This is a genomic window from Streptosporangium sp. NPDC000239, from assembly GCF_040300765.1.
In the GTDB taxonomy this organism is placed as follows: domain Bacteria; phylum Actinomycetota; class Actinomycetes; order Streptosporangiales; family Streptosporangiaceae; genus Streptosporangium.
This window is the reverse complement of record NZ_JBEPEI010000010.1, coordinates 146371-161676: the sequence shown is the minus strand read 5'-3', so window position 1 is coordinate 161676 and position 15306 is coordinate 146371. Positions and strand designations below refer to the sequence as shown.

The window sequence follows — 15306 nt, the reverse complement described above, 5'->3', positions numbered from 1 at the left end:
GCGGAGAGCGGCACGGGCCCGAGGCCGGGACGTGCGACCGGAAGGCATCCGGTGCTCCGGCGGGAGACCTGAGGTCAGGGTCAGACGATCCGGACCTGCTCGGCCTGCAGACCCTTCTGGCCCTGCGTGATGACGAAGCTGACCCGCTGGTTCTCCTCCAGGGAGCGGTAGCCCCTGGAGTCGATGGCCGAGTAGTGCACGAAAACGTCGGCGCTGCCGTCATCCGGCGCGATGAATCCGAAACCCTTTTCGGCGTTGAACCACTTGACGGTACCTTCGGACAAAACCCACTTCTCCTCGTCGGGAGCCTCACCGGACCGCCAAGCCGGCGGTTCGGGGCTGCGTTGCGGGCCTCGCCTGCACCCACGAAACCATCGGGAGAAACCGGAAAGCCCGCCGTCGGCGGACCTCATTGAGCACTTGAGATGATAAGGCTTGCTGAGAACTACGACTGCAACCGGGCGACCTTATCAGAAGGGTTACCGTCTGACAAGTCACGAGTTGGCGGCGAAGAACCGTTCCTGCTCCTCCTCGGGGAGCCGGTCGACGAACAGGACGCCGTCGAGGTGGTCGGCCTCGTGCTGCAGGACCCGGGCGAGGGTCCCCAGGGCGCGGACGGTCACGGGCTTGCCGAACATGTCGCGGCCACGGGCCGTGACCATGTAGGAGCGTTCCAGCGGCCACCAGAGGCCGGGCGCCGACAGGCACGCCTCATCGGCCACGATTCTGCGCTCTGACGCCTCGATGCGCGGATTGACCAGATGCCCGGACCTGCCGTCGAGCTCGTAGACGAGGACCCGCAGCGAGACGCCGATCTGCGGGGCGGCCAGACCGGCTCGGCCCGAGCCCGCGCGCAACGTCGCCTGGAGCGACTTGACCAGGCCGCGCAGCTCGCGGTCGAAGTCGGTCACCGGCTCGGACGCGGTCCTGAGCACCGGGTCTGCGAACAGTCGGATCGGCTGGACGGTCACGCGCACTCCCCGGGTCGGCGGGCGGACAGGCACACGATTCCCATTGTCGCCTCCGGCCAACCCCCGTGGGGGCCGCTTGGCCGTATGGGCGAAGGGTGCGCACCGGTCTTCCGGCCGGTGCGCGGGCTCACTCCGGCGGGGTGCCGCCGGCGGGGTCCTCGCCGGGGGCGCGCTCCAGACGCAGCTCGCGGATGATCTCCTCGGCGCTGTCGTCCCGTGACGGCAGGAAACCGGTGCCGACGAACATCTCGTAGTAGGCGTGGCGGAAACACCCGGCCAGCAGCAGCCGGGCGCTGGCCAGCGGGTCCGCGTCCGCCGAGATCCGGCCTATCCGCTGCTCGGCCGCGAGGTACTCGGCCAGGGGGACGACCTCGGACATGGGGCCCATCTCGCTGTCACGCATCGCCTCACGGAAGCGGACGGTGACCGAGGGGGAGGTGAAGGCGGGCAGCGCCGCGGCCTGGACCTCCAGGTAGTAGTCGATGCCCGCCCTCGCGATGGGCAGCAGGTTGTCGTTCACCCGCCCTTTTCCGACGAGATACATGAGGTCGTCGAGAATGCGCACCCAGACCGGAAGCCGGTCCTGCAACAGGGCGAGGAACATGTCGACCGCCTGCCCGGGGGTCGTGCCCCGCACCTGAGGGTAGGAGGGGACGTTCTCACCGTCCTCGCGTTTCATGATCACGGCCATCTCGAGGACACGGCGTCGCGCCTCCTGTGCCTTCTGGTGCGGATCGAGCTGTGGAGTGGCCATGATCGCCCTAACGTGCGCTGTCACGTGGACAATGTTCGGCGCGGTGACGGGCCCGTTCACCGGTGTTTACAGAACGGTGTTTCTCCTGGTCGTCCAAACGTCGTGAACCGGTTTCCCAACCCGGTGCGACCCGAAGGAAGACCCGGATGGTCACCGATTATCACTCTAAATCAGTGGAGAAAGGAGTAAACGATTATAACTATGTCGCGGGCGTCTCAGCCATCGCCGTCGCGATCTCTGCGCCGGAGATAGCGTTCGAACTCCGCGGCGATGGCGTCGCCGCTCGCCTCGGGCAGCTCGGCGGCGTCCTTGCGCTCCTCGAGCTCCTTGACGTAGTCGGCCACCTCGCTGTCCTGTGAGGCCAGCTCGTCCACCCCGTGCTCCCAGGCCCGCGACTCCTCCGCCAGGGCGCCCATCGGCATCGGGATGTCGAGGAGGTCCTCCATCCGGCTGAGCAGCGCCATGGTTGCCTTGGGGTTGGGCGGCTGCGCCACGTAGTGCGGCACCGAGGCCCACAGTGAGACCGCGTGCACCCCGGCGGTGCCGAGCGCGTGCTGGAGCACGCCGACGATGCCGGTCGGCCCCTCGTAGCGGTTCAGTTCCAGGTTGATCGCCCTGGCCAGCCCCTCGTCGGTCGCCGAGCCGACGATCGGCACGGGCCGGGTGTGCGGGGAGTCGTTGAGAAGCGCGCCGAGCAGTACGGCCAGCTCGACGCCCAGTTCGCGGCAGATCACGACGATCTCCTCGCAGAACGAGCGCCAGCGCATGTTGGGCTCGATGCCGCGCACCAGCACCACGTCGCGGTCGGCGCCGGGAGGACGGGCGAAGGACAGCTTGGTCGTCGGCCACGTGATGGACCTGGTCAGGCCCTCACCCATCTCCACGATGGGGCGCGTCACCTGGAAGTCGTAGTACTCCTCCGGATCGAAGGAGACCAACGGGGTGGCCTTCCACTCCTCCTCAAGGTGTGCGATCACTCCGCTCGAAGCCTCGCCCGCGTCGTTCCACCCCTCGAACGCGGCGATCAGCACCGGGTCGACGAGCTCGGGTAGACCTTCGAGTTCGATCACGCGCGGCCTCCTCCTGGTTTCCTCGCCGTACTGTCTATCCCGCTAAGCCTATGCTGTGAGGGGGCCTTTACGTCACCTTCCCAGGGGTGCGCATGATCAGGACGGCCACGGCACGTTCGCCCCGTCCTGCCCGCCGAGGTGCCGTACGGCGGAGCGGTGACGGTCGCAGGGGCCCCAGTAGTCTTGTCCCATGACGAGCACCCCGTCTTTCCGTGAGGCTCTGGCCGAGCGGGTGATGGTCGCCGACGGGGCCATGGGGACGATGCTCCAGGCCCACGAGATCACCCTCGACGACTTCGAGGGGCGCGAGGGCTGCAACGAGGTCCTCAACGTCACCCGCCCCGACATCGTCCGCGCCGTGCACGACGCCTACTTCGAGGTCGGCGTCGACTGCGTCGAGACCAACACCTTCGGCGCCAACCTGGCCGCGCTGGGCGAGTACGACATCCAGGAACGCGTCTTCGAGTACTCGGAGGCCGGGGCCAGGGTCGCCAGGCAGGCCGCGGACCACTGGTCGGTGCCCGGCCGTCCCCGATACGTGCTCGGATCCATCGGGCCCGGCACCAAGCTGCCCACTCTGGGGCACCGGTCGTACGGTGTGCTGCGCGACGCCTACTACGACAACGCGGCCGGTCTGATCTCCGGAGGGGCCGACGCCCTCATCGTCGAGACCTGCCAGGACCTGCTCCAGGTCAAGGCGGCCGTCGTCGGGGCGAAGCGGGCCGTGGCCGACGGGGGCAGGGACGTGCCGATCATCGCCCAGGTGACGATCGAGACCAACGGCGCGATGCTGCTCGGCTCCGAGATCGGCGCCGCGCTCACCGCCGTCGAGCCCCTCGGCGTCGACGTCATCGGGCTCAACTGCGCCACCGGCCCGGCCGAGATGAGCGAGCACCTGCGCCATCTGGCCAACCACGCGCGGGTGCGCCTGTCCTGCATGCCGAACGCGGGCCTGCCCGTGCTGACCTCGGACGGCGCCTACTATCCGCTCTCGCCGGAGGAACTGGCCTCCGCCCACGAGACCTTCGTCCGCGACTACGGCCTGTCCCTGGTCGGCGGCTGCTGCGGCACCACGCCCGAGCACCTGCGCCAGGTGGTCGAGCGGGTGCGCGGCCACGAGGTGCCCGCCCGCCGTCCCCGTCCCGAGCCGGGCGCCTCCTCGCTCTACCAGAGCGTCCCCTTCCGCCAGGAGACCTCCTACCTGGCCATCGGTGAGCGCACCAACGCCAACGGCTCAAAGGCCTTCCGCGAGGCGATGCTCGCGGGCGACTGGGAGGAGTGCGTCGAGATCGCCAGGGCACAGGCCCGAGACGGCGCCCACATGCTGGACCTGTGCGTCGACTACGTCGGCCGTGACGGCGCCGGCGACATGCGGGAGCTGGCCTTCCGGCTGGCCACGGCCTCGACGCTGCCGATCGTGCTCGACTCGACGGAGCCCGCCGTGATCGAGGCGGGACTGGAGATGCTCGGCGGGCGCGTGATCGTCAACTCGGTCAACTACGAGGACGGCGACGGCCCGGACTCGCGCTTCCACAGGATCATGCGGCTGGTCCGCGAGCACGGCGCCGCGGTGACCGTCATGACCATCGACGAGCAGGGCCAGGCCCGCACCGCGGCCGACAAGGTCAGGATCGCCTCCAGGATCATCGACGACCTGCGCCGGGACTGGGGGATGCGGATCGAGGACATCGTCGTCGACACCCTCACCTTCCCCATCGCGACCGGCCAGGAGGAGACCAGGCGCGACGGCGTCGAGACCATCGAGGCGATCAGGGAGCTCAAGCGGCTGTACCCCGGCGTGCAGACCGTGCTCGGCCTGTCCAACATCTCCTTCGGCCTCAACCCGGCCGCGCGGGTGGTCCTCAACAGCGTCTTCCTCAACGAGTGCGTCAACGCGGGCCTCGACGCGGCCATCGCGCACGCCTCCAAGATCCTGCCGATGTCACGCATCCCCGACGAGCAGCGCCAGGTCGCCCTGGACATGGTCTACGACAGGCGCAGGGAGGGCTACGACCCGCTGCAGCGGTTCATGGAGCTGTTCGAGGGGGTGGACGCCGCCTCGGTCAAGGCCGACAGGGCCGCCGAGCTGCTCGCCCTGCCGCTGTGGGAGCGGCTCAGGCGCCGCATCGTCGACGGTGAGCGCAAGGGGCTCGAAACCGACCTCGACGAGGCTCTGGCCCTGCGCCCGGCCCTGGAGATCGTCAACGACGTGCTGCTCGACGGCATGAAGACCGTCGGCGAGCTGTTCGGCTCCGGCCAGATGCAACTGCCGTTCGTGCTCCAGTCGGCCGAGGTGATGAAGAGCTCCGTCGCCTACCTCGAACCCCACATGGAGCGGGTCGAGGGCGAGAGCAAGGGCCGCATCGTGCTGGCCACCGTCAAGGGCGACGTGCACGACATCGGCAAGAACCTGGTCGACATCATCCTGTCCAACAACGGCTACGAGGTCGTCAACCTCGGCATCAAACAGCCGGTCTCGGTGATCCTCGAGGCGGCCGAGGACAAGGGCGCCGACGTGATCGGCATGTCCGGCCTGCTGGTCAAGTCCACGGTCGTCATGAAGGAGAACCTGGAGGAGATGAACTCCAGGGGCATCGCCGAGCGCTATCCCGTGCTGCTCGGCGGCGCCGCGCTCACCCGCGCCTACGTCGAGCAGGACCTCGCCGAGCTCTTCCAGGGTGAGGTCCGCTACGCCCGTGACGCCTTCGAGGGGCTGCGCCTGATGGACGCCTTCATGGCGGTCAAGCGCGGTGAGGAGGGCGCCAGGCTGCCCGAGCTGCGCGAACGGCGGGTCAGGACCGGGGCGAGACTGGTCAGGACGCCGGAGGAGGAACTGCCCGCCCGCTCGGACGTGGCCGCGGACAACCCCGTGCCGAGGGCGCCCTTCCACGGTGAGCGCGTCGTCAAGGGCATCCCGCTCGCCGACTACGCCGCCTTCCTCGACGAGCGCGCGACCTTCATGGGCCAGTGGGGCCTGAGGGCCGCGCGGGGCGGGGAGGGCCCCTCCTACGAGGAACTGGTCGAGACGGAGGGCAGGCCCCGCCTGCGCATGTGGCTGGAGCGGATGCAGACAGAGGGCCTGCTTGAGGCGGCCGTCGCCTACGGCTACTTCCCCTGCGTCAGCGAGGGGGACGCGCTGATCGTCCTGGACGAGGCGGGCGGGGAGCGCACCAGGTTCACCTTCCCGCGTCAGCGCCGTGACCGGCACCTGTGCCTGTCGGACTTCTTCAGGTCCAGGGAGTCCGGTGAGACGGATGTGGTCGCCTTCCAGATCGTCACCATGGGCGGCCGGATCTCCGAGGCGACGGCCGAGCTGTTCGCCAAGGACGCCTACCGTGACTACCTGGAGCTGCACGGCCTGTCGGTGCAGCTCACCGAGGCGCTGGCCGAGTACTGGCACGCCCGGGTCCGTGCGGAACTCGGCATCGGTGGCGACGAGTCGCTTGAGGACATGCTGAAGGTCAACATCACCGGGTGCCGTTACTCCTTCGGCTACCCAGCCTGTCCCAACCTGGAGGACCAGGTCCAGCTGACCCAGCTGATCGACCCGGCCAGGATCGGGGTGAGCCTGTCGGAGGAGTTCCAGCTCCATCCGGAGCAGTCGACGTCCGCGCTGGTCGTCCACCACCCTGAGGCCAAGTATTTCAACGTCTGACGTGTAAGGGGTTTTCAGGGTATGGACGCGGTTCTCTTCGACATGGACGGTCTGCTCGTCGACAGCGAGAAGATCTGGTTCCAGGTCGAGAGCGAGGTGATGGAACGGCTCGGCGGCGACTGGAGGCCGACCGACCAGGAGAACCTGGTCGGCGGTTCGATGCCCTCGACCGTCGCCTACATGCTCAAGGCCTCCGGCTCCGGCGCGGACCCCGCGGACGTGGCGGCCTGGATGCTGGAGGGCATGACCTCCAGGCTCGCCGATGGGGTCGAGATGATGCCGGGCGCCGCCGAGCTGCTGGCGGCCGTACGGCGGGCGGGGCTGCCGACCGCGCTGGTCACCTCCTCGCTCAGGCCCATCGCCGAGGCCTGTCTCGACGGCATCGGCAGGCACAACTTCGACCGGGTCATCACCGGGGACGACGTGACGAGGACCAAGCCGGACCCCGAGCCCTACCTGCTGGCCGCGAGCCTGCTCGGGGTCGGCCCGGCCCGCTGCGTCGTGCTTGAGGACTCCCCGAACGGTGTGACCTCCGCCACCGCGGCGGGCTGCCGGGTCGTGGCCGTGCCCAGCGTGCTGCCCGTCCCGCAGGCCCCCGGGCGCCTGGTCGTCGGCTCGCTGCGCGAGGTCGGCGTCGAGACGCTGCGGGAGCTGTCCGCCGCGAGCCTGTGACCCACCCGGACTCTTCCCTGAGAGGGTCCCCGGCGGCCCCCTAGGGGACGTTCCCTCCGCTGGGAGGAGGAACGGTCCTCGCGCGACATGCCAGGATGGATCGGGTAAGCCGACTTTGAGGGGCGGTCCGCATGTTGTCGTACGGTCAGATCGCGTGGTTGCCGCTGTGCGCCGGGGTCACCGGGGTGGGGCTGGTGCTGAGCTTCCTGGCGCTGCGCCGCAGAGGCGCGGCCGCGGGACTGAGAGGGGCGGCCTGGTCGCTGCTGCCCATGGCGGCCTACCTCACCGGTGCGCTGCCCGCGCTCTGGCAGGCGGGTACGGCCATCGCCGGATTCCTCACCGGCCTGGTCTTCAACCCCATCGTGTGGTCGGGGGTCGCCGTCACGGGGCTTTCCGCGCTGCTGTTCCTGGTGTCCGGCGTGCTGCGCCGCCGTGCCGCCCCCAAGGCGGCCGCGGCTCCCGCGGCCTCCGCCGCCCCCGCCGCGCCGGGGGTCACCGCCGGGTCCCCGGCCACCCAGCCCCTGCCGCGGCGCCAGCCCCAGGCCGGAGCGAAGCCGGGCGCCCCGACCGGTGCCAAGCCCGGCGCCCGGGGGGCCTCGCCCGCCGCCGACGACGACTTCTCGGATATCGAGGCCATTCTCAAGCGCCGCGGGATCGGATGACCCAGCGTCACCCCTTGGGTGCAATGTCACAAATCTGAGACACAAGCCGAACGGCTTCTGGACATTCGCTTCAAGATCAAAACAAATGAATTTCGCATGAATCACAGTTGAGCCACATGGTGTGCCAGGGGACTAGTCAGCGCAGATCAGCCCATAGATTCTGCGTCACGGGACCGTCAAACGGCCCATAGACTTCAGGCGCGCTACCCGACCCGGGCACGCGTAATAGGACAATGTCGTCTGGGACCCAGGGGGCCACTGGTATGACCGCACCGCTCGATGTCTCCGGGCAGGCCATGGAGGCCCAGCCCGAGGCCGTTCTCGAAGGGGCGGGCGGAAAGGCCATCGAAGGCCGTTCGCTCGGGCGGATCGCGTGGATTCGCCTCAAGCGCGACAAGGCGGCGATCATCGGCGCCTTCATCGTGGCCTTCCTGACCTTGGTCGCCATCTTCGCCGAACGTCCCTTCGGGGGCCTGATCGCGCTGTTCGGTGACAACCCGAACATTCCGAACAACGACCTGATCGACCCGCTCACCAGCGCCCCCAGCGGCGCCTGGGGCGGCATCAGCCTGGAGCATCCGTTCGGCCTCGAACCGGTCAACGGGCGCGACCTGTTCGCCAGGGTCCTGTCGGGTGCCCAGATCTCGCTGCTGGTCGCCTTCCTCGCCACCCTGATGTCGGTGGTGATCGGCTCGCTGATGGGTGTGCTGGCCGGCTTCTTCGGGGGCTGGGTCGACACGCTGATCAGCCGCCTGATGGACATCTTCCTGGCCTTCCCGCTGCTGCTGTTCGCCATCGCCATCGTGGGCGCGCTGCCCGACTCGGCGCTCGGCCTGACCGGCAACGGCCTGCGGATCGCCGTGATCGTGTTCATCATCGGTTTCTTCAGCTGGCCGTACATCGCGCGTATCGTGCGTGGTCAGACGCTGTCGCTGCGTGAGCGGGAGTTCGTGGACGCCGCGCGTTCGCTCGGCGCGGGCAACGGCTACATCATCTTCCGCGAGATGCTGCCGAACCTCGTGGCGCCGATCCTGGTGTACGCGACGCTGCTCATCCCCACGAACATCCTCTTCGAGGCCGCGCTGTCCTTCCTCGGAGTGGGCGTGAACGAACCGCAGGCCTCGTGGGGCGGCATGCTCACCCGGGCGGTGGACTACTACCAGATCGCCCCGCACTTCATGATCGTTCCGGGCCTCGCGATCTTCATCACCGTCATGGCCTTCAACCTGCTGGGCGACGGGCTCAGGGACGCCCTCGACCCGCGCGCCCGATAGCGGAACACGACCGTTTCTCCATATCACTGTCACTCATGACAAGGGGTGTACCACCACGATGAGGAAGACCAACGTCCTGGCGCTCGCGGCGCTGGGCACCGTGCTGACGATGGGGCTCGCCGCCTGTGGCGGCACAGCCGGTGGCGGTGGCAGCACGTCCCCCGCGAACAACGGCTCGACGGGCACCGGTAACGCCTCGGCCGCCAAGCACAACGACGGCTACACCAAGGTCGTCAACCCGTCGGACGCCAAGGGCGGCACGCTCAAGTTCGCGCTGACCGACGAGCCGGACTCCGCCGACCCGGGCAACACCTACTACGCCTGGAACTGGAACTTCACCCGGCTCTACGCCCGCCCCCTGATGACCTACGCGGCCAAGCCCGGTCCCGAGGGCCTGAAGCTGGTCCCCGACCTGGCCGAGGCCCCCGGTGAGGTCAGCGCCGACGGCAAGACGTGGACCTACAAGCTGAAGAAGGGCATCAAGTACGACGACGGCACCGAGGTCAAGGCCGCGGACGTCAAGTACGCCATCGCCCGCAGCAACTTCACCGCGGAGCTCACCGACGGTCCGAAGTACTTCGCGCAGTACCTCGACGCCGGCGACTACAAGGGTCCCTACAAGGACAAGAACCTCGACGACTTCAAGGGCATCGAGACCCCCGACGACTACACGGTCGTCTTCAAGCTCAAGGCGCCCTTCTCCGAGTTCGACTTCCTGGTCGCCAACCCGCAGTCCGCCCCGGTGCCGCAGGCCAAGGACACCGGTGTCGACTACGAGAAGGCCGTCGCCTCCACCGGTCCCTACAAGTTCGAGAGCTACGAGGTCGGCAAGCAGCTCAACCTCGTCAGGAACGAGAACTGGGACCAGGCGACCGACACCACCCGCAAGCAGCTGCCTGACCGCATCGAGGTGCAGTACAAGCAGAACGCCGAGGACATCGACAACCGCCTGATCGCCGGGCAGATCCAGGTCGACCTGGGCGGCACCGGTCTGCAGCCCGCCGGCCGCGCGAAGGTCGTCAGCAACCCGCAGCTGAAGGACTCGACGGACAACCCGTTCACGCCCTTCAACCGCTACGCGATGATGTCCACCAAGGTCGCGCCGTTCGACAACGTCGAGTGCCGCAAGGCCGTGCAGTACGCCACCGACAAGGTCGCCACCCAGGCGCCGTGGGGCGGCCCGCTCGGCGGTGACATCGGCACCACCGCGATGACCCCGACCACGGTCGGCTACAAGCCGTTCGACCTCTACCCGAACGGCGCCGACCACAAGGGCGACCTGGCCAAGGCCAAGGAGGCCCTGGCGGCCTGCGGTCACCCGGACGGCTTCTCGACCAACATCGCGGTCCGCGGTGACCGGACCAAGGAGGTCCAGGTCGCCGAGGCGATGCAGGCCTCCCTCGACCGGGTCGGCATCAAGCTCACGATCAAGAAGTACCCCTCGGGTGACTGGAGCGCGCAGTACGCCGGCAAGCCGGACTTCGTGCACAAGAACAACCTGGGCATCATGATCGCCGGCTGGGGCTCCGACTGGCCGTCCGGCTTCGGCTTCCTGTCGCAGATCGTCGACGGCCGGGCCATCAAGCCCTCCGGCAACTACAACATGATGGAGCTCGACGACAAGTCGATCAACGAGCTGCTCGACAAGGGCGTCCAGACCTCCGACGCCGCCGCCCGCAACGAGATCTGGGCCCAGGTCGACCAGAAGGTCATGGAGTCGGCCGCGTTCATGTCCTTCGTCTACGAGAAGACGCTGATCTTCCGTCCCGCCAGCCTCACCAACGCGTACGTGCACCCCGCCTGGGGCATGTACGACTACACGTGGCTGGGTGTCAAGCAGTAGTCCTTCTCTAGCTAGCCAAAGGCAGGTGAAGGCCTGACGATGCCCGGGAGTGACCCTCCCGGGCATCCCGGCCGAACGATCGTGGTCGCTTTCATCGTCCGCCGCGTGATCGCCGCCGTGCTGATGCTCGCCGTCGTCAGCATGGCCACTTTCGCGATCTTCTTCCTCATCCCGCGCGCCCTGGGACAGACCCCTGAGGGCATGGCGTCGCGTTACGTGGGAAGGGACGCCACACCCGAGGCGATCCAGGGAGCCGTCAAGCGGCTGCACCTGGACGACCCGCTGCTCGTGCAGTACGGGCGTTTCGTCAAGGGCATCGTCGCCGGTGAGGATTACTCCCTCGGCCCCAAGAAGGCCGAGTGCCCCGCGCCCTGCTTCGGCTTCTCGTTCAACAACAACCAGCCGGTCTGGCCGACGCTGCTCGACCGGTTGCCCGCGACGCTCTCGCTGGCCCTCGGCGCCGCCGTCCTGTGGCTCGTCACCGGTGTCAGCATCGGTGTCATCTCCGCGCTGAAACGCGGCACCGCACTGGACAGAGCGGCCATGACGATCGCCCTGGCCGGAGTGTCGTTGCCGATCTACTTCACCGGCCTGGTCTCCCTGTCGGTGTTCGCCTACACGCTCGGGATCTTCCCCGGCGGCGGCAGCTACACCCCGATCACCCAGGACCCGGTCATGTGGTTCCAGGCGCTCGTGCTGCCCTGGATCACCCTGGCCTTCCTCTACGCCGCCCTGTACGCACGGCTCACCAGGGCGGGCATGCTGGAGACGATGGGTGAGGACTACATCCGCACCGCCCGCGCCAAGGGGCTCAGGGAGCGCACGGTCGTCACCAAGCACGCCCTGCGCGCCACGCTGACCCCCATCCTCACCATCTTCGGTCTCGACCTCGGGCTGCTGCTGGGCGGTGCGGTGCTCACCGAGAGCACCTTCTCCATCCAGGGAGTCGGCAAGCTGGTGATCGACGCGATCCGCGGCAACGACCTGCCGGTCGTGCTGGGGGTGACCCTGTTCGCGGCGTTCTTCATCGTCCTGGCCAACCTCATCGTGGACATCCTGTACGCGGTGGTCGACCCGAGGGTGAGGCTCTCATGACGACTCAGCCACCCGAGTCCTTCCTCGAACTGCGCGACCTGCGCATTCACTTCCCGACCGAGGACGGCCTGGTCAAGTCCGTCGACGGCCTGTCGTACAAGCTCGACCGGGGCAAGACCCTGGGCATCGTGGGCGAGTCCGGCTCCGGCAAGAGCGTGACGAGCCTGGGCATCCTCGGCCTGCACAAGGGCGGCAGCGCGAAGATCTCCGGTGAGATCTGGCTCGACGGCGAGGAACTCGTCAGCGCCAGCGCCGACCACGTGCGGACGCTGCGCGGCAAGAAGATGGCGATGATCTTCCAGGATCCGCTGTCGTCGATGCATCCCTTCTACTCCGTCGGCGCCCAGATCGTCGAGGCCTACCGGATCCACAACAAGGTCAGCAAGGCCGTCGCGCGCAAGCACGCGATCGACATGCTCGGCCGGGTGGGCATCCCGCAGCCCGACAGGAGGGTCGACGACTTCCCCCACCAGTTCTCCGGTGGCATGCGCCAGCGCGCGATGATCGCCATGGCGCTCTCCTGCGACCCCGAGCTGCTGATCGCCGACGAGCCGACCACGGCCCTCGACGTGACCGTCCAGGCGCAGATCCTGGACCTTATGACCGACCTGCAGCGCGAGTTCAACTCCGCGCTGATCATCATCACCCACGACCTCGGCGTGGTGGCCGAGCTGTCGGACGACATCCTGGTGATGTACGGCGGCAAGTGCGTCGAGTACGGCTCCGCGGAGGACATCTTCTACCGGCCGGAGCACCCCTACACCTGGGGCCTGCTGGGGTCGATGCCCCGCCTGGACCGTGACCGGACCGAGCGCCTGCTCCCGATCAAGGGCACGCCGCCCTCCCTGATCAATGTCCCGAGCGGTTGCGCCTTCAACCCCCGGTGCGCCTACGCGGGCCGTACCGAGGGCAAGTCCACCACACAGGTGCCCGAACTGCTGGAGACCGAGGGCGGTCACCTGGTCCGCTGCCACATGCCCCGCGCGGAGCGGCGGTCCATCTGGGACAACGAGATCAAGCCGATGATGGAGAGCACGTGAGCGAGCGTAGCCAGCGAGCCGGTGGGCACACCGTATGCCCGCGAGTGACGGGAGAGGGCGCGTGACCTCGCACGAGGACCACAAGAACGAGGCCGAGGTCCTGCTGTCCGTCCAGGGGCTCCAGAAGCACTTCCCGGTGACCAAGGGGCTGCTGCGCCGCCAGGTCGGTGCGGTCAAGGCCGTCGACGGGGTCTCCTTCGACGTCCGCAAGGGGGAGACGCTCGGCCTGGTCGGTGAGTCCGGCTGTGGCAAGAGCACCACCGGCAGGCTGATCACCCGGCTGCTCGAACCGACCGGTGGGAAGATCCACTTCGAGGGTCACGACATCACCCACATGTCGGCGTCGCGGATCCGCCCGCTCCGCCGGGACATGCAGATGATCTTCCAGGACCCCTACTCCTCGCTCAACCCCAGGCACACGGTCGGCGCCATCGTGGGCGCCCCCTTCCGCATCCAGGGGATCGAGACCGAGCAGGGTACGAAGAAGGCGGTCCAGGACATCCTCGAACTGGTCGGCCTCAACCCGGAGCACTACAACCGCTATCCGCACGAGTTCTCCGGCGGCCAGCGCCAGCGCATCGGCATCGCCCGCACACTCGCGCTCAAGCCCAAGCTCATCATCGCCGACGAGCCGGTCTCCGCGCTGGACGTGTCGATCCAGGCCCAGGTGGTCAACCTCCTGGAGGACCTGCAGGACGAGCTGGACCTGACCTACGTCATCGTCGCGCACGACCTGTCGGTCATCCGGCACATCAGCGACCGGGTCGCGGTCATGTACCTCGGCAAGATCGTCGAGCTGGCCGACCGCAAGTCCCTGTACGACACGCCGATGCACCCGTACACCAACGCCCTGATGTCGGCGGTGCCGATCCCCGACCCGGCCAGGCGTAACGACCGCGAGCGCATCCGGCTCCAGGGCGACGTGCCCAGCCCGCTCAACCCGCCGCCCGCCTGCCGCTTCCACACCCGCTGCTGGAAGGCGCAGGAGGTGTGCAAGACGGTCGAGCCGCCGCTGGTCGAGCTGGCCCCCCGGCACCAGGTGGCCTGCCACTTCCCGGAGAACGCCCCGGAGACAGGCCGGGCGACCCCGGCCGAGACGGTCTCCGCCTGAGGCGCCGACGCGCCGGGGTGCCGAGGTATCCGGACCTCCCGCCCCGTACGGCCCCGCCGTACGGGGCGGCCGGCGTTCAGGGGAGCAGGGCCCCGGCGAGGGTGCCCAGCAGCACGGCGGGCAGGAACCCGGTACGGCGGGCGCACAGCCCGGCCACCGTGGCGGCGACGGCCAACCGGACCGAGGGAGCGCCGCCGGGCGCCGCCTGGACGGTCACCACGGCGGCCAGCAGGGCCACCGGCAGCGCCGCGGCCGCCGCGCCGAATCCCGGGCCGCCCACGCGTCCCGAGGCCGCCGCGCTCACACCGGCCAGCCGCAGCAGGTAGGTCGTCACCGCCAGCCCCGTCACGAACAGCACGACGCTCACGCCCGTCTCACCGCCCCCGGCAGTACGGCCAGCGCCGCGAGCGCGACCGGCAGGCCCGCGGGCAGCCACCACGAGGACACCAGCGCCGTCGCCGCGGCGCCCGCCGCGACGGCCAGATCGGCACGGGTGCGCAGCAACGGGGCCAGCAGCGCTGCGAAGGCCGCGACCGCGGCGCCGTCGACGGCCTGCCGGGCCTCGGCGGGCAGCGCGGCCCCCAGCGTCGCGCCCACGACGGTCCCGGCCACCCAGCCCGTGAAGAGCACCGACCCGACGACGAGGAAGGTCCGCCTGCGCGCGCGGGGGGACTCACGCGTCACTGCCGCGGCCACCGACTCGTCGGAGACCAGGTGCGCGGCGAGCGCACGCCCCCACCGGGTCGGGAAGACGTCGCCGAGCGCCAGGCCGAAGGCGGTCAGCCGCAGGTTGACCAGCGACGCCGTGGCCACCGCGGCGGCCACTGAAACGGTCACTGAAACGGACGCTGAGAGGGCCACCGAGGCGGCCGCCGTGGCCCCCGGGACCGCCGGAGCCCGCGTTCCCACGTCGTCCAGCGCGGCCAGCCCGACGATCTGGCTCCCGCCCGCGTGCACCGCCACGCTGGCCAGCACCGCCTCCCAGACGGACCAGCCCCGCTCGACCGCCGCCGCGCCGAACACCGCCGAGTAGACGGCGGCCCCGCCCGCCGCGCCCAGCGCGAGCCCGAGGTCCTCCCGGAGGCCGCCCCGTCGTCCGGGAGGGGGTGTGCCCGTTCGTCGTCTCATGTGCCGATCCTCGGCGAAGGACCCCCGTCCT

Annotated in this window: 14 protein-coding genes; 8 read left to right on the top strand and 6 right to left on the bottom strand. The window is 69.1% G+C overall.

Going from position 1 to position 15306, the window contains the following annotated elements; all coding sequences use genetic code 11:
• Positions 1-80: 80 nt before the first annotated feature.
• From ABT340_RS24360 to ABT340_RS24345, 4 genes are all read right to left on the bottom strand, one after another.
• Positions 81-284, bottom strand: a complete 204-nt coding sequence (locus ABT340_RS24360) for a cold-shock protein (RefSeq protein WP_352013116.1) — start codon at positions 282-284, stop codon at positions 81-83.
• A 210-nt stretch (positions 285-494) separates the two neighbouring features.
• Positions 495-971 carry a peptide deformylase gene (gene def, locus ABT340_RS24355; RefSeq protein ID WP_352013115.1) on the bottom strand — a complete coding sequence of 159 codons (477 nt, stop codon included), beginning with the start codon at positions 969-971 and terminating at the stop codon, positions 495-497.
• Between the two features lie 127 nt (positions 972-1098).
• On the bottom strand, positions 1099-1749 hold the full coding sequence (locus tag ABT340_RS24350) for a hypothetical protein (RefSeq protein ID WP_352013114.1): 651 nt from the start codon (positions 1747-1749) through the stop codon (positions 1099-1101).
• A gap of 191 nt (positions 1750-1940) precedes the next feature.
• The gene (locus ABT340_RS24345) at positions 1941-2795 is read right to left on the bottom strand and encodes a PAC2 family protein (RefSeq protein WP_352013113.1); all 855 of its coding nucleotides are present in this window, start codon (positions 2793-2795) and stop codon (positions 1941-1943) included.
• A gap of 190 nt (positions 2796-2985) precedes the next feature.
• On the opposite strand from ABT340_RS24345, the gene metH reads away from it, so the two are divergent.
• The 8 genes from metH to ABT340_RS24305 all read left to right on the top strand — a co-directional run bounded on the left by metH (position 2986) and on the right by ABT340_RS24305 (position 14147).
• Positions 2986-6450, top strand: coding sequence for a methionine synthase (gene metH, locus ABT340_RS24340; protein WP_352013112.1), 3465 nt, complete (start codon positions 2986-2988; stop codon positions 6448-6450).
• A gap of 21 nt (positions 6451-6471) precedes the next feature.
• A complete protein-coding gene (locus ABT340_RS24335) occupies positions 6472-7122 on the top strand; it encodes an HAD family hydrolase (RefSeq protein WP_352013111.1) in 651 nt (216 codons plus the stop codon).
• A 131-nt stretch (positions 7123-7253) separates the two neighbouring features.
• The gene (locus ABT340_RS24330; protein WP_352013110.1) at positions 7254-7784 is read left to right on the top strand and encodes a cellulose synthase; all 531 of its coding nucleotides are present in this window, start codon (positions 7254-7256) and stop codon (positions 7782-7784) included.
• Positions 7785-8047: 263 nt separating this feature from the next.
• Positions 8048-9058, top strand: coding sequence for an ABC transporter permease (locus tag ABT340_RS24325; RefSeq protein WP_352013109.1), 1011 nt, complete (start codon positions 8048-8050; stop codon positions 9056-9058).
• Positions 9059-9116: 58 nt separating this feature from the next.
• Positions 9117-10901 carry an ABC transporter substrate-binding protein gene (locus tag ABT340_RS24320; protein ID WP_352013108.1) on the top strand — a complete coding sequence of 595 codons (1785 nt, stop codon included), beginning with the start codon at positions 9117-9119 and terminating at the stop codon, positions 10899-10901.
• Between the two features lie 81 nt (positions 10902-10982).
• The gene (locus tag ABT340_RS24315) at positions 10983-11996 is read left to right on the top strand and encodes an ABC transporter permease (protein WP_352013236.1); all 1014 of its coding nucleotides are present in this window, start codon (positions 10983-10985) and stop codon (positions 11994-11996) included.
• The gene (locus ABT340_RS24310; protein WP_352013107.1) at positions 11993-13036 is read left to right on the top strand and encodes an ABC transporter ATP-binding protein; all 1044 of its coding nucleotides are present in this window, start codon (positions 11993-11995) and stop codon (positions 13034-13036) included. The genes ABT340_RS24315 and ABT340_RS24310 overlap by 4 nt, the downstream gene beginning before the upstream one ends.
• 61 nt (positions 13037-13097) lie before the next feature.
• Positions 13098-14147, top strand: a complete 1050-nt coding sequence (locus tag ABT340_RS24305) for an ABC transporter ATP-binding protein (RefSeq protein WP_352013106.1) — start codon at positions 13098-13100, stop codon at positions 14145-14147.
• A gap of 76 nt (positions 14148-14223) precedes the next feature.
• On the opposite strand, the gene ABT340_RS24300 is transcribed toward ABT340_RS24305, so the two are convergent.
• Both ABT340_RS24300 and ABT340_RS24295 read right to left on the bottom strand, forming a co-directional pair.
• Entirely contained in the window at positions 14224-14514 is a 291-nt protein-coding gene (locus ABT340_RS24300; protein WP_352013105.1) for a hypothetical protein, read from the bottom strand.
• Positions 14511-15275, bottom strand: coding sequence for an AzlC family ABC transporter permease (locus ABT340_RS24295; protein ID WP_352013104.1), 765 nt, complete (start codon positions 15273-15275; stop codon positions 14511-14513). The genes ABT340_RS24300 and ABT340_RS24295 overlap by 4 nt, the downstream gene beginning before the upstream one ends.
• Positions 15276-15306: the final 31 nt, after the last annotated feature.